Origin of the sequence: Blautia sp. MSK17_66, assembly GCF_020538025.1 — a bacterium.
Taxonomy (GTDB): Bacteria; Bacillota; Clostridia; order Lachnospirales; family Lachnospiraceae; genus Blautia_A.
The window spans coordinates 41,519-61,702 of record NZ_JAJBNQ010000020.1 but is presented as its reverse complement, the minus strand read 5'-3'; the positions used below and the strand labels follow the sequence as shown (position 1 = coordinate 61,702).

General features: G+C 44.3%; 13 protein-coding genes and 2 tRNA genes. 3 read left to right on the top strand and 12 right to left on the bottom strand.

Annotated elements, in window-relative coordinates:
• Window positions 1–38 precede the first annotated feature (38 nt).
• Together carB and LIR34_RS11680 are read right to left on the bottom strand one after the other, a co-directional pair.
• Entirely contained in the window at window positions 39–3,254 is a 3,216-nt protein-coding gene (carB, locus tag LIR34_RS11685; RefSeq protein WP_173902843.1) for a carbamoyl-phosphate synthase large subunit, read from the bottom strand.
• Entirely contained in the window at window positions 3,241–4,329 is a 1,089-nt protein-coding gene (locus LIR34_RS11680) for a carbamoyl phosphate synthase small subunit (RefSeq protein WP_173902842.1), read from the bottom strand. Before LIR34_RS11680 ends, carB begins: the two co-directional genes overlap by 14 nt.
• 242 nt (window positions 4,330–4,571) lie before the next feature.
• On the opposite strand from LIR34_RS11680, the gene LIR34_RS11675 reads away from it, so the two are divergent.
• Together LIR34_RS11675 and LIR34_RS11670 are read left to right on the top strand one after the other, a co-directional pair.
• A tRNA-Leu gene (locus LIR34_RS11675) sits at window positions 4,572–4,655 on the top strand.
• Between the two features lie 41 nt (window positions 4,656–4,696).
• Window positions 4,697–4,780 (top strand) — tRNA-Leu (locus LIR34_RS11670).
• Window positions 4,781–4,876: 96 nt separating this feature from the next.
• On the opposite strand, the gene LIR34_RS11665 is transcribed toward LIR34_RS11670, so the two are convergent.
• The 10 genes from LIR34_RS11665 to LIR34_RS11620 all read right to left on the bottom strand — a co-directional run bounded on the left by LIR34_RS11665 (window position 4,877) and on the right by LIR34_RS11620 (window position 18,661).
• Window positions 4,877–6,568 carry a hypothetical protein gene (locus LIR34_RS11665; protein ID WP_173902841.1) on the bottom strand — a complete coding sequence of 564 codons (1,692 nt, stop codon included), beginning with the start codon at window positions 6,566–6,568 and terminating at the stop codon, window positions 4,877–4,879.
• 20 nt (window positions 6,569–6,588) lie between these two features.
• Window positions 6,589–7,938: a serine hydrolase gene (locus LIR34_RS11660; protein ID WP_265107727.1), complete on the bottom strand. Its 1,350-nt coding sequence runs from the start codon at window positions 7,936–7,938 to the stop codon at window positions 6,589–6,591.
• The gene (locus LIR34_RS11655) at window positions 7,939–8,547 is read right to left on the bottom strand and encodes a zinc ribbon domain-containing protein (protein ID WP_173902839.1); all 609 of its coding nucleotides are present in this window, start codon (window positions 8,545–8,547) and stop codon (window positions 7,939–7,941) included.
• Window positions 8,548–8,575: 28 nt separating this feature from the next.
• Window positions 8,576–10,000 (bottom strand): ATP-dependent Clp protease ATP-binding subunit ClpX, encoded by a 1,425-nt coding sequence (gene clpX, locus LIR34_RS11650; RefSeq protein WP_173902838.1) that lies wholly within the window; start codon window positions 9,998–10,000, stop codon window positions 8,576–8,578.
• A 159-nt stretch (window positions 10,001–10,159) separates the two neighbouring features.
• Window positions 10,160–11,611, bottom strand: coding sequence for a S1C family serine protease (locus tag LIR34_RS11645; RefSeq protein ID WP_173902837.1), 1,452 nt, complete (start codon window positions 11,609–11,611; stop codon window positions 10,160–10,162).
• Between the two features lie 95 nt (window positions 11,612–11,706).
• Entirely contained in the window at window positions 11,707–12,630 is a 924-nt protein-coding gene (locus tag LIR34_RS11640; RefSeq protein ID WP_173902836.1) for a glycosyltransferase family 2 protein, read from the bottom strand.
• A gap of 80 nt (window positions 12,631–12,710) precedes the next feature.
• Complete coding sequence (locus LIR34_RS11635; RefSeq protein WP_173902835.1) at window positions 12,711–14,228, bottom strand: LCP family protein; 1,518 nt, start codon at window positions 14,226–14,228, stop codon at window positions 12,711–12,713.
• 16 nt (window positions 14,229–14,244) lie between these two features.
• Window positions 14,245–15,648 (bottom strand): undecaprenyl-phosphate glucose phosphotransferase, encoded by a 1,404-nt coding sequence (locus tag LIR34_RS11630; RefSeq protein ID WP_173902834.1) that lies wholly within the window; start codon window positions 15,646–15,648, stop codon window positions 14,245–14,247.
• 183 nt (window positions 15,649–15,831) lie between these two features.
• Window positions 15,832–16,785: a glycosyltransferase family 2 protein gene (locus LIR34_RS11625; RefSeq protein WP_173902833.1), complete on the bottom strand. Its 954-nt coding sequence runs from the start codon at window positions 16,783–16,785 to the stop codon at window positions 15,832–15,834.
• Window position 16,786: 1 nt separating this feature from the next.
• Window positions 16,787–18,661 (bottom strand): glycosyltransferase family 2 protein, encoded by a 1,875-nt coding sequence (locus LIR34_RS11620; protein ID WP_173902832.1) that lies wholly within the window; start codon window positions 18,659–18,661, stop codon window positions 16,787–16,789.
• A 229-nt stretch (window positions 18,662–18,890) separates the two neighbouring features.
• On the opposite strand from LIR34_RS11620, the gene LIR34_RS11615 reads away from it, so the two are divergent.
• A complete protein-coding gene (locus LIR34_RS11615) occupies window positions 18,891–20,150 on the top strand; it encodes a D-alanyl-D-alanine carboxypeptidase family protein (RefSeq protein ID WP_173902831.1) in 1,260 nt (419 codons plus the stop codon).
• Window positions 20,151–20,184: the final 34 nt, after the last annotated feature.

Genomic DNA, 20,184 nt, shown 5'->3' with positions numbered 1-20,184 from the left:
CGTAACTGCTCAGTATCCTCACAGTTACATTAATTCATTTATCTTCCTGCGATGGTTGCGATATCAACCAGTGTCAGATTATGAAGGTCTGTATTCTCAAGGCTGGTTACAAGTGCCTCTGCTGTATCCAGACTGGTAAGAACATTGACACCTGTCTCGATTGCATTTCGACGGATCACAAATCCGTCTTTCTGATGCTCTACTCCCTGAGGAGGAGTATCGATAACAACATCTATCTTATGTCCGAGGATAAGGTCCATAAGGTTCGGTGCCGGCTGCTCCAGCTTATTGGTACGGATCGCTTTGATTCCGTTTTCTTTGAGAACCTTTGCTGTTCCTCTTGTGGCATAGATACGATAACCAAGTGCTTCAAAACGTCTTGCGATCGGAACAACCTCTTCATGATCTTCTTTTTTGACAGTGATGATCATATTCTTATGTTTCGGAAGCTTGATTCCGGCTCCGATAAACGCTTTGTACAGTGCTTCATTGAAGTTTTCTGCAATACCAAGACACTCACCTGTAGATTTCATCTCAGGTCCAAGACTGATATCTGCACCACGGATTTTCTCAAAGGAGAATACCGGCATCTTGATCGCGATATGCTTCGCTTCAGGCTGAAGTCCCGGTGTATATCCCATGTCTTTGAGTTTGTGTCCCAGAATAACTTTGGTTGCCAGCGGCACGATCGGAATTCCAGTTACCTTACTGATATATGGTACTGTACGGCTGGAACGTGGATTTACCTCGATGACATACACTTCTTCACCGCACACAATGAACTGAATATTGATCATTCCGATTACGTGAAGTGCCTGTGCAAGGCGGCGTGTGTACTCAGCAATTGTATTCTTTGCGCTCTGGCTGATTGTCTGTGCCGGATATACAGAAATACTGTCTCCTGAATGGATACCTGCACGCTCAATATGCTCCATAATACCAGGAATCAGGATATCCTCTCCATCGCACACAGCATCTACCTCGATTTCCTTGCCCATGAGATATTTATCCACCAGGATCGGATGCTCCTGTGCGATCTGGTTGATGATTCCGATATATTCTTCTACGTCTTCATCGCTGACTGCGATACGCATTCCCTGTCCTCCAAGGACATAGGAAGGACGTACAAGTACCGGATAACCAAGCTCATTAGCTGCTTTTTTGGCTTCCTCTGCTGTAAATACAGTCTGTCCCTTCGGTCTCGGAATCTCACATTTCTCCAGAATCTCATCGAACAGCTCACGGTCCTCCGCAGCATCTACATCCTCTGCGGATGTTCCGAGGATCTTGACACCCATCTTCATCAGTGCTTCTGTGAGCTTGATCGCGGTCTGTCCACCGAACTGCACAACTGCTCCGTCCGGTTTCTCAATATTTACGATGTTTTCCACATCCTCCGGTGTCAGCGGCTCGAAATACAGTTTATCTGCAATGTCAAAGTCGGTGCTGACTGTTTCCGGGTTATTATTTACGATAATTGTCTCATACCCTTCTTTTTCAAATGCCCAGGTACAGTGTACGGAACAGAAATCGAATTCGATACCCTGTCCGATACGGATCGGTCCGGAACCAAGAACAAGAACCTTTTTCTTATCCGGAGTAGCTTTTGCTTCATTTTCGGTGTCCGGTCCGCCATATACAGAATAATAGTACGGTGTAGCTGCTGCAAACTCAGCTGCACAGGTATCTACCATCTTATAAGCGGCCGTGATCTTGTAGCCCTGACGAAGAGCCTTGATATCCGCCTCTGTTCTTCCGCAGAGGTTCGCGATCACATAATCCGGGAATTCCATGCGTTTTGCATCAAGAAGCAGTTCCTCTGTAAGAGGCTGAGTCTTCAGTGCCTGCTCCATCTCTACCAGGATTGCGATCTTGTCAATGAACCATCTGTCGATCTTGGTGATTCGGTGGATGTATTCTTTGGAAATGTCTCTTCGGATCGCTTCTGCGATCTTCCAGATACGACGGTCATCTACAACTGCCAGTTCATCGATCAGCTCATCCTCATCCAGACCTGTAAAATCATAAGACATAAGGCTGTCTACATGCTGCTCCAGAGAACGGATTGCCTTCATAAGAGCGCCTTCAAAGTTATGGCAGATACTCATAACCTCACCGGTAGCCTTCATCTGCGTAGTCAGTGTTCTCTTGGCAGTAATGAATTTATCAAATGGAAGTCTCGGAATCTTAACTACACAGTAATCAAGCATAGGCTCAAAGCTTGCATAAGTCTTACCTGTGATCGCATTCGGAATCTCATCCAGAGTATATCCCAGTGCAATCTTGGCTGCAACCTTGGCGATCGGATAACCGGTAGCCTTACTTGCCAGTGCAGAGGAACGGCTTACTCGAGGATTTACCTCAATAACACAGTACTCAAAGCTTTCCGGATGAAGTGCATACTGTACGTTACATCCACCTGTAATTCCAAGCTCTGTAATAATATTCAGAGCAGAAGTACGAAGCATCTGATATTCTTTGTCTCCAAGTGTCTGGGATGGTGCAACTACAATAGAGTCACCTGTATGGACACCAACCGGGTCAATGTTTTCCATGTTGCAGACTGTGATACAGTTTCCTGCGCCGTCTCGCATTACCTCATATTCAATTTCCTTCCATCCTGCGATGCAGCGTTCTACCAGAACTTCTCCTACTCGGGAAAGACGAAGACCATTCTCAAGGATTTCTCTCAGTTCATATTCGTTGTTGGCAATACCACCGCCGCTTCCGCCAAGCGTATACGCAGGACGAAGAACAACCGGATAACCGATGGTTCTGGTGAATGCGACACCATCTTCTACGGTTGTTACCACCTTGGAAGCCGCAACCGGCTCACCGATCTTTTCCATGGTATCTTTAAATTCCTGACGGTCCTCTGCCTTCTTGATGGTTTCTGCTGTGGTACCGATCAGACGTACATTGTGCTCCTTGAGAAATCCTTTCTCCTCAAGTTCCATCGCAAGGTTCAGGCCGGCCTGGCCTCCAAGCGTCGGAAGCACACTGTCCGGTTTCTCCTTAAGGATCAGCTGTTCTATAACCTCCACGGTCAGCGGTTCAATGTAAACCTTGTCTGCAATGTCTTTATCTGTCATGATCGTAGCAGGGTTGGAGTTCAGAAGAACTACCTCCATGCCCTCTTCTTTCAGAGAACGGCATGCCTGTGTACCTGCATAGTCGAATTCTGCCGCCTGACCGATGATAATCGGACCGGAGCCAATTACAAGAACTTTGTGGATATCTTTATTTCTCGGCATGATCTGTTCCTCCCATCATTTCCATAAATCTGTCAAACAGGTAACTGGAATCCTGTGGTCCCGGGCAGGCTTCCGGATGGAACTGCACGGTAAAGATGTTTTTGCCTGTGTAAGCCATACCTTCGTTGGTACCGTCATTTACATTGACAAAAGCAGGTTTCGCAATACCTTTCTTCTCAAGTGCCTCCGCATCAACCACATATCCGTGATTCTGCGAAGAAATATAAACACGTCCCGTTGCAAGATCCTTAACCGGATGGTTTCCGCCTCTGTGTCCATATTTCATCTTATGTGTATCACCGCCTGTGGCAAGTGCCATCAGCTGATGTCCCAGACAGATTGCAAAAATCGGCACATCAGACTCATACAGCTTACGGATTTCTTCTATTATAGTGGTGCATTCCTTCGGATCTCCAGGTCCATTGCTGAGCATGATGCCATCCGGATTGTCAGCGAGGATTTCTTCTGCCGATGTCAGTGCCGGATAAATCGTTACCTGGCAGCCTCTCTCATTCAGAGAACGTGCAATGTTGCGTTTTGCACCAAAGTCCATGAGAGCAACCTTTGGTCCTTTTCCCTTGAGAACGTCTTTCTCCTGGCAGGTAACTTTCTCAACTACTTTTCCTGTTGTATAGGCTTTTAATCGGGGGATTATTTCATCTAAATTATAATTTTCATTGACTGTGATCATACCATTCATGGTACCTTTTTCACGAAGAATTTTGGTGAGAGCACGAGTGTCAATACCTGCAATACCCGGTATATCATGCTTTTCAAGGAAATGCTGGATCGTATCCACACTTCTGAAGTTACTTGGGATACGGGATAATTCACGAACAATAAAACCATCAATCCAGGGTTTCCTGGACTCCTGGTCCTCATAACAAATACCATAATTGCCAATCAAAGGATAAGTCATGCAGACAGCCTGTCCTGCATACGATGGGTCGGTCATTACTTCAAGATATCCTGTCATGGAAGTATTAAAAACAATCTCACTGATAACTTCTCTTGTCGAACCGATACTGGTTCCTTTAAACACATGGCCGTCTTCTAATATCAGAAATGCTTTCATATAATCTCCCTTTCTGTTTTTTATCTAAATCTTCGAGATTATATCATATGAATTTCACTTTTTCAACAGATTCCGATGCTAAAAATAATTCAGTTGCACTCAAAAACTTTTCTTCGGTGAATTGTTGCAGTTGAAAAGACAAACAAAAAAATTACACTAATTTTCAAATTTTCTCTTGACTTTTTGTGTTCTATGGGTTATGATAGTCAAGCAGTCGACGAGTGCGATTGATTATTATGAATGCAGGAGTGGCGGAATTGGCAGACGCGCAGGCTTCAGGTGCCTGTGGTCGCAAGATCGTGTGGGTTCAAGTCCCATCTCCTGCATTAATCAGACAATTCTACAGGATGTCTGGTTCATATGAAATGCAGGAGTGGCGGAATTGGCAGACGCGCAGGCTTCAGGTGCCTGTGGTCGCAAGATCGTGTGGGTTCAAGTCCCATCTCCTGCATTCTTTTTTTGCAAAAAATATCTTATATCCGAGCAAACTATTTCAGAGCAAAATCCCGGGATTTTCTGAGCAATTTCAGAATTCCCGGGATTTTATTTACTCCTTCTTCACAGAATCATCTGTAATCTGATATACATCCACATTTCCGATTGTTTTTACAAAAACAGCCTCTGCATTCTCGGCATAATACTGTCGTATATACTTAAGGGTCAGATCAATATTGTCATCCACCAGATAGACATTTTCATTATTGACCACATCTCTGTACGGATTTATGATCCCACGTACTTCCATGGCTCTGGTATATCCCGGCGTCCGGCATTCCCAGCCGCCAAACCAGTATACATTATCAAGAAGATTCTCAGGCATACGGTCAAAAGGCCCATAGCACACGATCTCTGACAGCATGCCGCTCTTTGCAAGATAGGTATGCTCCTTATCTGTTCCTATTGTTTCAAGAACCGCTCTCTGACTCACCCTTGCTTCCGGTATGGAGGATGTTGCGAGCCGCCAGTCCTTATACATCATGAACTGTCCCAGCACCACACAGATCATACACAACAGCACCGACACCTTTGTATTCATATATCTGACTTCTCCAGATGAAAAAATCCACAGCATCACAAGACATGCACTAAACCACAGACCCACATCTACACGATTGACCATATAGCGTCCCTGATAATACAGATAAAAATATACCGCCACAAGCAGCAGACATTCTGCCAGTACTGAAATTATAGAAAAGACATCTTTTTTTCCGCATAAGAGCCAGAGCACAGCAAAGACTGCAAAGAAATAAAACATCGGCATCCTGAGAAGATCGGACGGAAACCTTCTGAGAAAAGCAGTCACTGTCCGGATCGTCAGCGGTCTCTTCTGTTTCAGATCCACCAGTTTCTTCATGACCTCTGTATCAAATTTCTCTGTATCGTTGAAATTCCAGCTTTTGTATAATTCATATGCCTCTCTGCTGATCCCAAGTTCCTCGTAAATCTCCTGATTACTGTCATAATCTGGAAATCCATAATCCAGAAGTTCCGAACGCAGCTGGTTGAATTCCTGATATTCCTTCCATTCTGCACTCCGGTACTTTGAAGAATCCCACCTGTCCACACCGAATACACTCAAAAGAAGTACTCCAAATGTCAGAACGCAGATTTCAAGTCTGCGAAGCTTTTTGTTCCTGTACTTTCGAAGATCGAACAAAAACAACAATCCTGCCCCTGCCATCAGTCCACAGCTTGCCCAGAACTGATCCTCTCTGTACATATAGGCGATGACCGCCAGTAAAATCCCTCCTGCAATCCCCCACCAGGAATACTTCTCCTGCTCCAGCAGATAAAGTAAGAGAAATACTGCCGCTGCTGCTGCGATCCCTGCTGTTTTGGTGAACTGCAGATGAATATATCCTTCATATCCAAATCCGCATGCAAGAATCACAAAAAGACACAGGCCGGAAATTTCTCCCAGCCTGCTTATCAACACATAAGTAACCACAGTAAATGCCGCAAAAAGGATCATATACTGAACAATTGTATACCATGGCAGTCTGCCTGTCACTCCATACAGAAGGCGGTAGATCATTCCCAGTCCGTAATTCTGAAATACCAGATGTGCATCCTTTACGCCTCGCAGACCACTCCCAAGCTCTGCAAAAACAATGTCATCATTTGTCTCAAATGATGGACGCATAAATGCCGCCATAGCTCCCAGTATTAAAAGATTGGATATCAGTGCCACAGATATTTTTCTGTATTTCTGTTTTAAATAAGTCCTGTCCTGCATTCTGTCATTTCCTGTCAAATTTATTTATTCAGATATTTATAGACTGTTCCCGAAATATCCCGGATACGCGGGATCGCATATCCTTCACTTCCGGTCCTTGAGAAAACACAGATTACATAATCTGTCTTTTTCCCAAAAACAATTGCCATATCATGATCCACACTGGAAGTTTCTCCTGTCTTATTTGCCACTCTGACACCAGACGGAAGACCTGACGGTATTTTCCATCTCCTGGTCTGTCTCAGAAGAAGATTCAACATTGCTTTGGAGTATTTCTGTGATACACAAGTACCATTGTAAATATGTTCCAAAAGAACTCCGCAGTCTTTTGCCGAAGACACGTTGCTTCTGCCATCTCCTGCATAAGAAGAAGCTGCCGGATGAAGACTGTGATGACATCCTGTTTCCGTGTATTTATTTGCACTCAGATAACGGTTGATCGTCTTGGCACCATCAAGAAAGCTTCTGGAACTGCTGTTATATCTTATCAGCTGGTTGCATGCCTCATTATCACTCACAGTGATCATGTCTGTCAGAAGACTCTTTACTGTCGCATTGTATTTAAGCTTTCCCTTCTGGATCTGATCAAAAGTGGATGCCATAACAAATGCCTTAATCGTACTCGCCGGATACATCTCCTGATCATTCAGATTGATCACAGCCCCACTCTTAAGATCTTTGACATAAACCGACCAGGCTCCACCATATCCGTTCAGCATCTGACGCAGTTTCTTTTTGAGACCGTTCAGTTCCATATCTTTCTTTGTGCATTTGTGTCCTTCAAAATCCACATAACTTCCATCCGGAAGTTTCTTACTGCGGGCAATGGTTCCATCTGCCTGAAGATAATAGCCCCATCTCCAGCAATTCTCATAGCGTTTCCCGTAAGAACTAAGAAGATATTTCTGGCTTCCTATCTTGATCCATCCTCTTTTGCAGTAAAGGCTTCCGTTCTTTCCGCCAAAATAAAAGGTTCCCTTAAATTTCCTGCCTGCGATCACAGCGTTTACTTTATGAAAATGCCTGCCTTTACAAAGCCGGCCTCTTTTGTCAAACATATAATACCCACTGCTTAAGCCTTTTCCTGCCGGCACTTTGATGTAATTGAATCCACCAATGCGCTTTCCACTCTTATCTTTGAGCCACCAGTTATAACCTGTATCAAGCAAATATCTGCCACTCTTATCTGCCAGTTTGATCTTTACAGTTTTCTTTGTTGATGTAGCAGCCTGCGTTTCTGCTGTTGAAAATGTCAGAACTCCAACAGCTGCGATCAGAAATAATACCGCAAACAGCAGACATTTCATCTTATTTCTGCCAGATTTTAGTTGAATATTCCCTCTCATACTCTCTCCCGTCTCCCGTTTCACTTATTCAGATTTCTCTTCCTGTACACCGGTTTCTGTTTCCGGAACCTTTTCCGTCTCGGCTTCACCGACTGCTTCCTCTTTGGTAAGGCTGACTTTACTCCCGGTTTCTTCTGTTCCAGCTGTCACATCTGTTTCCCTTGAAACTTCTTCTGCCATATCCGCTTCATCGGAAACTTCTTCTGCCTCATAAATCTCCTCAGCAGTTCCATCCACGGTATCACCGGCTGCTTCTTCCGGCTCCGGGCTCGGGCAGGCCACACCGCATTTGGAACAGAACGCATCGTTTCTGCCAAGCGGATTCCCACAGGAAGGACAGAACCTGCTTCCTTTGACACCGTTCATCTCTTCCTTGTATTTGTCGATCTGTACTCTTCTTTCATCAATCTGCTCACAGATTGCCTTCTCTTCCTCTGCCAGCGGAACACCATCTCTGTATCGTTTATAGATTATTTTTCCGATATCTGCCATCGCTTTGGTTATCTGTCTCTCTTCTCCTGAGATCTTGTTTTTGAGGCGCTGTGTTTCATAGACTTCTTCTGCACGGTCGCTCAGTTCTCTTGCTGTCTTTGTCAATGTTTCTCCTAAACTGCCAAAAAAATCTTTTGTCATAATAAAGCCCTCTCTTTCTTATAGAATCTTAGTCATTATGTGGAAGAAGCGGAACTTCCTGTCCACGAAGCAGAATCTGTGGTCCTCCATTTCCCTCGATATATTCTTTTGTGATGATTACCTGGCCAATGCTGTCATCCTTTGGAATTTCATACATGATATCCAGCATATATTCTTCCAGGATCGCACGCAGTGCTCTGGCTCCTGTATTCTTTTCCATTGCTTTGGCTGCGATCGCATGAAGTGCACCCTCATCAAACTCCAGTTTCACCTCATCCAGCGCAAGCAGTTTCTGATACTGTTTCAGAATTGCATTTCTGGGCTCTGAAAGAATCTTCACCAGCATATCCTCATTCAGACCATTCAGGGTAAAAATGACAGGCAGACGTCCAAGGAACTCCGGAATCATTCCAAAGTTTCGAAGATCATCCACGGTCACCTTCTCCAGAAGGTGAGGATCATTGTCATACTTGTCCTTCAGATCAGCATAAAATCCGATAGATGCCTGCTTGTTCAGCCTCTCCTTGATGATGCTCTCGATATCCGGGAAAGCACCTCCACAGATAAACAGAATATTTCTGGTATTTACTGTAGTTAAAGGCACCATTGCGTTCTTGCTGTTGGCACCGATCGGAACCTCCACATCTGCTCCCTCAAGAAGTTTCAGCATTCCCTGCTGTACCGCCTCTCCACTGACATCTCTCTGGTTGGTGTTTTTCTTCTTTGCGATCTTGTCAATCTCATCAATAAAGATGATTCCATGTTCTGCCTTCTCCACATCATTGTCTGCCGCAGCCAGAAGTTTCGATACAACACTCTCAATATCATCTCCGATATAACCTGCTTCTGTCAGAGATGTGGCGTCCGCAATTGCCAGCGGCACATCCAGAAGCTTCGCCAGTGTCTTGACCAGATAAGTCTTACCACAGCCTGTAGGTCCGATCATAAGCATATTGGATTTCTCAATATCAATGTCGTCCATCGTATCTGTTGCAACTCTCTTATAATGATTGTATACAGCCACAGACATAACCTTCTTGGCATGTTCCTGACCTATCACATACTCATCCAGCGTTGCCTTGATCTTATGCGGTGCCGGAATCTTCTTAAGATCCAGTACCGGCTCGGCCTTCTTTTCTTTCTTTTTCGGTTTGACCTTCTTCTGCTGCATCGGATTTGACAGACTGCCTAAGTCTATCATGCTGATATTTGGCATATTAAAAAGATCGTTATAATTAAAATTACTGCTGCTCATCTGCTGGTTCATACTGTCAAAGCTCTTCTGCATACAGTCGGAGCAGATATGTATATTATTTGGAAGATCGATCATCTTACCGGCCTGCTTTTCTGATCTGCGGCAAAGCGTACAGAATTTCTCCGGCTCATGCTTGTCATCATCATCCTGGTCTCTGATTTCTTCCTCTATGATCTCATCGTCATATTTGTCTGACATAATTTACATTATCTCCTTTCGGTTTCTCGTTCTTTTTAAAACAAAGAACGCACAGATCTTTGGAGCCTTATTCCACTCCGAAGTCTATGCGTTCATTATAACATAACCATTCAAGCTGTAAACTAAAGTTTTTATAAAATGCTTTGCAAATCACCTGCTTCAATCTGCGTCAGGTCTGCTTCCCAGAGTTACCTGCACGGTCTGTTCCACATACTGCCCGTTTTGCGCTCTTGCGATCGTAATATCCACAGTCTCTCCCGCGGCATAATACTTCATCTTATCATTAAGATCGTCCCTGCCGGTCACTGTCTGACCATCAAAGCCTGTAATGATATCCCCCTTACGGATTCCGGCATTATCTGCTGCCTCACCTGTGCTTACGCTGCTTACAAAAACGCCCTCCGGCATATCAAACATTGCTGTTACCTCTGCCGACAGATCCAGCGGGTTGATTCCAAGATAGGATGCCTCCGAGCTGTCTACCTTATCTCTTGTTTCACGGCTCATCAGATCTTCAAGGATTGGCTGTGCCTTGGAGATTGGAATAGCATATCCCATTCCCTCCACTGCATTGCTTGCAAATTTGGCAGAATTGATACCAATAACCTCACCTTTCATATTGAGAAGTGCACCACCGCTGTTTCCGGGATTGATCGCTGCATCTGTCTGGATAAGACCGGAACCCGTCATATCATCTGTGGAGATAGTCCTGTTCAGTGCACTGATCCATCCTGAAGTTACAGACTGTCCATAACCAAGTGCATTACCGATCGCAACAACCTGCTCTCCAACTTCAAGATCATCGGAGATATCAAGCTGTGCGATTTTGATCTCAGAAAGTGTATCCTGCGGAATATCTGCTTTTGCAACTGCAATTACTGCCAGATCGTTTGACTCATCCGTTCCTTTGATCTTGGCACTGACCGCATCCTCTACATTGATATCTGCTGAATCATCCGCGGCCGTTTCTGCTGTTTCCTGTTCTGCACTGACAACATCCGATCCCATAAAACACACATTCAAAGTCGTCGCACCGGATACTACATGGTTATTGGTAGCAATCAGAAGCTCGTCGTCATTTTCCCCAACGATAATACCTGATCCACTGCCCTCACTGGAATATTGCTGTGTACTTCTCGACGAAAAGCCAAATCCAAAATAATATGGAATCTCCTGAATGCTTACAGAAGTAATCGCCACAACCGTCGGCATTGCGGTCTTTGCCACACTCGCCACGCTTCCTGTAACTTCAGAAGAATCTGCACTGTTCTGTGTATCTTTTGAATCCGCTGTAGTTTCCTTCGTAAGCTGTGCTGTCTCTACCTGATTTTTCTGTTCTGTATCTGTTTCAAGAAATCTTTCTGTTGTCAGATTTACACCCTGGAAAACAATTCCCGCTACCAGACCAAATACAACTGCAAGTCCGATCGTAGTGCCTAATTTGTTCCTGGATCTCTGTTTCTTACGAGTCGGTTTTTTGTCTGAAATCTCTGATTTCTGTGTCGAGGTTCCCTGATGCATATGATAATGTGCATAGGAAGGCGGCACGTTCGAATCTTCTACTGTCTTCTTATTCTGCGGAGCCGGATTCCATCTACTTTCATCGTCCATCTTTCTGCTCCCTTCTGTATCCCTTTTTTATATGAAGACAGTGTAACAAGCAATTGTGTTCAAAGTGTGATAACTCCTTTAAAAAAGCGTGTTTCTCACACATTCCAGTAAGAAGGATTCATCGTGCACCACATGATAACTCCTGATGGAAGTTTCCTGTATTTCTTTCCTGCCAGATATCCCGCATATTTAAATCCTGACTGCATGATAAAACCTGGGATCAGCCATATTTTTTTCTTTGCGATAAGATAGGAAAATGTCTGTTTTACCAGCCGGATCCCTTCTCCTTCTGACTTCACAGATTCAAAAATCTCCGGATGTTCTGCCTGAGAAACACCCAGGTCAAAATTTCTGTGAAACTGCTGTATACAGGAATAATTATGAGAATGGATCACTCTCGCCTCTGCTGCATATGCAATCTTATATCCTGCCTGGATCAGATTTCCGGCATAGATCATATCTTCATTAAAAATCGTCCGGTCTACAAATCCGCCCAGCTTTTCAAAAATATCCTTTTTGTAGGCGGCACACACATTCGAGCAAAAGTAGGTTTTGATCCCATACTGCGGAAGGTCTGCTTTTGTTCTGACAGAAGAGAATTCCGGATAGTTAAAAGATCTCGTATAACGCTCCACAAAGCTGCAGTCTGCATTCGGAAGCTGCCTTGCATAGGCTGCTCCTGTCTGTTCGTCGTCATACAGTGCTGCGGTCAGATTCCAAAGCAGATGCCTGTCCGCCGGAAGTGCATCCTGAGTCATAAAAACCATAATGTCTGCCTCAGACAGTCCTGCCGCCTTTTTTCTGGTGCCGCCATGGTCAAACTCTGCCTTTGGAATGTGATGTACTTCCAGAAACGGATATTTCTCATCCCATTCCTTATTCCATAATGCATCTTCTGTATTCATGATGATAATTTTGTTTATCGGACAGTCCTGCTTATAAAGTCGTTCGATCAATTGTTCAAATTCCCTTCCCGGATGATATGTGGGAATGATCACATCTATTGTTTTCTCCATCATATAAATCTCCATCTATAGCAGAAGGGAATTCCTGCCTGAGAAATTCCCTTCTAAATCGTCTTATATTATTACACTGCGTTTCAGGCTGCTTCTACTGATTCTGTAGCGACATCCTCACCGTCGCCATCTCCGCCATAATCCGGTTCTGTGTAGCCGCCGTCATCTCCACCGCCAGATTCGTTTCCTCCGCCAGATTCTTCTCCTCCGCCGGTGTAGTCATCTCCTCCGGTACTTCCGCTGTCTCCTCCGCCGGTGTAGTCATCTCCTCCGGTACTTCCGCTGTCTCCTCCGCCGGTGTAGTCATCTCCTCCGGTACTTCCACTGTCTCCGCCACCGGTATAATCATCTCCTCCGGTACTTCCGCTGTCTCCGCCGCTGGTGGAATCTGTATTATCACTGCTGTCGTCACTTCCGGCTGTTTCTTCCCATGATGTTCCGTTATTTTCGAAGATGACGTTATCATTTGCAGTATTCTCTTCTGTTACCTTCTGTGTATCCTCAAGGCTTGCCTCACCACCTACGATCTCCAGAATTCTCTGGCTGTTGGCAAGTACCGTCGCTGAAGGTGTATATGCCTCATCTCCGTAGAGGAACTTGTGAAGTTCGATAACATTTGATTCCAGTGAAGTTGGTACAATAACGCTTCCTTTAACATTGGAGAACTTGAAAGAACTCGGGAAACCAGTTGTATCATTAACGCTGTATCCGACCAGGGTCGGAAGCATCTGAAGGATTTCTGTCTTATCCATAGAAGTAGTTACCATCGGGAATACATCATCCATGATCTTGAAAATTGTGCTCAGTCCTGCTGATTTCGCTTTATCTACGATCATCTGGATCACTTTACGCTGACGCTCTGTACGTCCCATGTCAAGACTTGCTGTATAGCGGATACGGCAGTAGGAAGTTGCCTGTACACCATTCAAATGATAGGTATACTGAATCTTCTCAATGTCTTCCGGCTCTTCCGGCAGTTCAATCGGTGTATAATCCTTATCTGTTTCCTCAGAAGTCTCTACACAGTAGTTATTCATATGAACGATCTCTGCATAGGACATATCCATATCCAGACCACCGAGATCATCAATGATGGTTGTCAGTGCATTAAAGTTTACAGTTGCATAATCAGAAATATTCAGGTCAAGGTTTGTGTTCAGCATTGTGATTGCCTGTTCAGCCTCACCATACGCATATGCCGCATTCGCTTTGGAATAGGTTTCCTTGTCACTGAAGCCCATGTTCAGAAGTGTATCTCGATAAACTGATGCAAGTTTTACGTCTTTGGTATCATTGTTGACACTCGCAATAATGATCGTATCACTGTTTTCGCCGCCAAGAGCAGTGTTTTTGTCACGGTGGTCAATACCAAATAACGCATATGTGGTATATCCTGTCAGCGTAGAGGTTTCGGAATTAATAGAATCCTGAACTTCCTGGTTCACCTTGATTTTGCTCTCATCCAATACTGGCTGCTGAATCTTGTCCAGTTTGGTATTCAGCTGGCCATAGACATAAAGTCCACCGATAAATACCAGAAGTACAAGGATCTCAACCGCAAAAAGTACTTTTTTCTTTTTTGATCTGCGTTTTCCTGCCATCTTTTCTCCTTCTTACTTAGTATGCATTTTTGTTAATAAAACCTTTAAAAATTGTCAGAAACAAAATTTTTATGTCAAATCCTATGCTCCAGTTCTCAATATAGTACAGATCACAGTCAATTCGTTTCCGGATAGATGTATCTCCCCTGAATCCATTGACCTGCGCCCATCCTGTGAGACCCGGCCGCACCTGATGCTTGACCATATATCTTGGTATTTCTTCCCTGAACTTTTCGACAAAGAACGGTCTTTCGGGTCTTGGACCTACCAGACTCATGTCGCCCTTCAGAATATTAAAAAGCTGTGGAAGTTCATCAATGCTCGTCCTTCGCATAAATTTACCGATTCCGGTAACTCTCGGATCATTTTTGACGGTCCATGCCTTGCGTTCTTCTGCTTCCGGCTGAATTTCCATGGAACGGAATTTATACATTCGAAATGTCTTGTTATGAAGACCTACTCTCTCCTGTTTGTAGATAAGCGGCCCCGGTGATGTTGCTTTGATGAGGATACACATCAGAAGCATGACCGGCGAAGAAACGATAATTGCCATAACAGAACCCACAATATCCATTATTCGCTTGACCATTGCATTAAATGTATTACTCAAAGGCACATAACGGATGTTGATCACCGGTAGTCCCAGAATATCCTCCGTATATGGCTTTGTAGGAATGATCTTGTTATAATCCGGAATAAATTTTGTGTGTACTCCGGACTTTTCACACATTGCAACAATCTCCTCCAGACGATAATATTCACTTAAACCCAATGTGATCGCAATCTCATCCAGTCTGTTTGCAGGCAGAATCACGGTAAGATTCGCAATGCGTCCTATCACCTTGACTCCGTTATATATAGTCCCTGCCGGCACATTGTCATCCAGAATTCCACGGACAATATATCCCCACTGAGGATTCTGCATAATTCTGTCAATGTACTCTTCTGCCGCACGGCTGTAACCTACCAGCAATATCTGTTTCTGGTTCAGCCCTCTCTTGCGCATATCTTTAAGAAGGGAATCGATCAGAAGTCTGACTCCCCATTCCATAAAAATATTAACAACACAAAAAATATAAACTGTAAGTCTGGAAAAATCAGGCTCACCGATCATATAAAGACTGAATACAACAAGAAGCAGTCCCAGCACATTTGCCTTGATGATATTGGCAAGCACAAGCCGCCTTCCCTGCATATGCAGAGGTTCATACAGGGTAAATGCCTGATACAGCAGCAGATATCCCGGAATGATAAAGATCAGTGCAAACATATACTGCTCGAACGCCAGTGCCCGGACTGCAGAATATGCAAACGGACCTATAAAGCGGATCATCCAGGCAACAACATAGGCTGCTGCAATGACAACGGCATCTATCAGCATCTGGAGACGACTGAAACTCTTCTGATTATCCTGAATCAAGTTCTGTCACCTCTCCATTTTTTTGTAACTATTCAGAAGGTAATTTAAAATGCATTTTGACTCGTAACTGTGAGATTTCTGAACAGTTATGTGTGTTTTATATTATAATAGTTATTTCTTAAAATCAATAAAATACCAGATTTTATTTTATAAAATTTTATCAGTTTCTCTGTAAGCAGAATTTTATGCAGTAAATCGTAGAAAAATATTCTTCCACAATTCCAGCTGTATTCTTGCATAATTTGGCAGATGTTTCATCGAAAACGGTACTTTATGGCCTTTACGGCTGATAGAAAAACCATTTTTGATACCTGCCAGATATTCCTTTCCCATTCCCTTTGCAGCAAAGAACAGAAACTTGATCAGAAATCCTGCCAAAAGAAACGGAAGGTTCAGAATAATCTGGAACAACGGCATATTCTTATAGATCAGATAGACATTATTCCTTGAAGAATATCTGGTCTTGAACTGATTATATCTGGAGCCACTGGTACCGCTTCCCACATGATAGACAACTGCCTTCGGTGCGTACCAGTTTTCATAGCCGTATATTCTCGCACGATATCCGATGTCCGTATCTTCCAGATAAGCAAAATGTTCTTCATCAAAATAACCGATCCGTTCAAAGACCTTCCTTCGATAGATTGCCGCTCCTCCACAGGAAGAAAATATCTTTTCTTCCTCCTCGTAGGTATGAATGTCCTTTCCCTTGCCTCTGGCAAAGGACCAGCCCAGTGCATTGTAAAAGTTTCCCGCATCATCCAGACGATCCCTGTCATGATACTGAACCATCCTGGCCGCACAGGAAAAAGCTTTCTTGTGTCTCCGGATCGCAGCAGTCATCTCTTCCAGAAAATCTTCCTTCACTTCTGTATCATTATTGAGCAGCAGTACATAGGGTGCTCTGGATGCCTTGATTCCCTCATTGACCGCACGGCAGAACCCATAGTTTTCCGGCAGTTCGATGATGTGCACCCACGGGTAATTCCCCGCTACAAACGAGCAGCTTCCATCTGAAGAACCATTATCTACAAAGATAACTTCGAAATTTTTGAGAGTCTGCCCCTCCAGACTTGCAAGCACACTGTCCAGAAACGCAATCCCGTTATAATTCGGTATGACAACCGATACTTCCATATTATTTCTCCTTATTGCCATGTTTCTCCATTCCCCGGATCGGTCGAAGGGAGTAATTCCATTTCGTCAGAGACAGGTTCTTATTATAGTAAGGATCACCCTTTTTGAGAATATCGATCCACTGGCAACGCATATATTCAATTTCCTCCTGGAAACGTCTTACCTTGGCTTCACTGTCCTCTGCCCCTCTTGTCCTGGATTCCATATGATATAACTGAACATATGGATCATATACGATCAGACTTCCATTCTTACGTACCTTCAGACAAAGATCCACATCATTGAATGCAACGGACAGTTTCTCCGTAAAACCACCAGCCTCCTCAAAAGCACTGCGCTTCATCATCATACAGGCAGCTGTCACCGCACTCATATCCTGAAGAATCGAGGCCTTGTGAAGATATCCCGTCCTGTTCGCCGGCATATCGACAAACATATGCCCTGCAATACCACCGATCCCAATCACACATCCCGCATGCTGGATCGTATTATCCGGGTAAATCAGCTTCACGCCAACTGCCCCGACTTCTCTTCTCTGACAGACACCAAGCATTTCCTTGATCCAGCCCGGGGTGATCACCGTTACATCATTGTTCAAAAAGAGCAGATACTCGCCTTTTGCATGGCGTACTCCATAGTTATTGATGGCAGAATAATTGAATTCTTTCTTCCATCTGAGGAGACGGATCTTCGGATCTCTGGAAAGTTCTTTATAATAATGAAAAATCTCCTCCGAAGTACTGTTGTTTTCTATGATCAAAATCTCATAATTCTGATATTCTGTCTTCTCTCTGATTGACTCTATACATGCCTTTAAGGATTCCTTCTCATCTTTATTCGGAATGATGATAGAGACCATCGGTTCACCATGAACCGGGTACTTCACGCGGAAGAAACCAAGATCTGGTGTATGACTTACCTCGCCTTCAACGCCCATTCTCCCAAGATGTGCCTCGATTGCTCTCCTGCCTGCCTCAAATGCATACATCTTACTGGCAGGATTATCTGCTGTCGACGCTTTATGTGTGCGCCAGTGGTAAAGGATTTCCGGTACATGTCCCACTCTTCCGGAAGCTTCTTCTACACAGCGGAAAATAAAATCATGATCCTGTGCACCGTCAAATTCCTGCCGAAATCCCCCCACCTTATCCACGATGGATTTACGGGCCACAAAAAAATGGCAGATATAGTTATTGGATCTCAGAAGATCCAGATTAAAATCCGGCTTGAGATGTGGCTGGAAATGTTCACTGAGGTCAGTTGTGACCTTATCCTCATCTGTATAAACAACATCCAGCTGCCTGTCTTCATTGAGTTTCTTTACGATTTCATAGAGAGCATTCGGTGCCAGAAGATCATCATGGTCAAGAAGTCCTACAAATTCTCCTCCTGCCATGGTAAGCGCCGCATTGGTATTTCCCGCGATTCCGAGATTCTCATCCAGATTTCTGACACAGATTCTCCTGTCTCTGGAACTATATTCCTTAAGAACAGCTGCCATTGCGGTGTCCTCAGGACTTCCATTTGCAATACAGAGTTCCCAGTTCGGATACGTCTGATCAAGAAGAGACTGGATCATCTGACGCAGAAAAACCTCCGGTGTACGAAATACCGGTACTGCGACACTGATCTGCGGCGTATAGCCAAACTTGTGTTTCTTTTGCTTCTCAAGTTCTGCCGCATCCGGGATATATGCCTCATACCACGGACCATACGGAACTTCTTCCGGTTCAAAACGCTCATGCAGACGAATCCAGAATTCTTTTGGACCATAATGCTTCAGATAACGGAATCCTTTTTGAATTGTGTAGGGATTCAGTTTCTTAAGCATACGCCCCCACTGGATTCCTCCCACAGCCTGTTGTTTTTTATTCATATATGTGTCCTCGGACTTTTTATTTACACTATTTTTATTCATAAGTGGCTTTATTTTACCATTCTGGGCCTGTTTTTGCAAGGGGCTATGTCATTCTGCTTGAATTGCGTCGAAAAATGGGATATTATAAGAGTTGATATGTATTTTTGTAACTGTTCAATATCCTCGCAGTTACGTATTTTTCTTTAACAAAAAATATACTACTTTATCAGTCACAGGAGAATAGATTATGCAATTAAAAAAATTATGCCGCGGTCTTCTGACTCTGGGAATTTCCTGTTCTTTAATGTTCCAGACACCGGTTTTTGCAGCGGAAGAAACAACCACAGATACACAGACGGATGCCTCTGCCGTAACCACCAACAGTATTCCCGGATGGCCGCAGGGCCCGGAGATCACTTCCTCCGCTGCTGTGATCATGGAGGACGCCACACAGACTCTTCTTTATTCTAAAAATATGGATCAGGTACTTTATCCCGGTGCCACCGTCAAGATTATGACAACTCTTCTTGCCCTGGAGAACTGTCAGCTCACGGATCAGGTTACCATGACAGCAACCGGTGTGTCCGGTGTTACCGACGGCGGTGCTAATATTTCCGCCCAGCTGGATGAAGTTTTTACTGTAGAACAATGCCTCTATGCGATCATGCTCAGTTCCGCCAACGATATCGCACTTCAGCTTTCTGAACATATCGGGGGCTCTGTGGACGCTTTTGTACAGATGATGAATGACCGTGCTGCACAGCTTGGATGTACAAATACTGTTTTTACAAATCCAACAGGACTTCCGGACGAAAACCAGCATACGACAGCGCACGACATGGCACTGATCATGAAGGCAACCATCGATAATGAATCCTTCCGGACCATTGCCGGCACCGCTTCCTATACTATCCCTGCTACAAACGTATCCGGCGGTGATCGTGTTCTTACAAATAACTTTTCTATGATGTCCGCCTCCAATGCTGCTTACTATCAGTATTGTCTCGGCGGAAGAGAGGGTTATACCGAAGCATCTGGAAGCACGCTTGTCTGTGCTGCTGAAAAAAACAATACTACTCTGATTGCAGTCGTACTTCAGGGTGCTTCCGGAACGACTGCCACGGAAGCGGGAAGTCTTCTTGATTATGGGTTCGATAATTTCCAGACTCTTTCTCTTGGAAATAACGACTTCAATATGGTTTCCGGAGGAGATGTTTATGTTCCGACCGGTGCCACAGCCGACAGCCTCACCACTGAGGACGGCGAGATTCAGGATGGCGAGTATACCCGACAGTATTTCTTTGGCGGCAATGCCGTTGGAACTGCTGTCATGGAGGACGTACCGGAAGAGACAACTTCCTTCGACCACGAAAGCGAACAGAATCTGGAAGCTGCCAGAGCATACTCTGAGAACACAAACAATCTTCCATACATTCTGATCGGCGGTGCCGGACTCGTAGTATTCCTTCTGATTCTGTGGAGGATCATCAAAATTGCGAAATCATAAGGAACCTGTATTTTTATAAAACAGTGCCCACGAA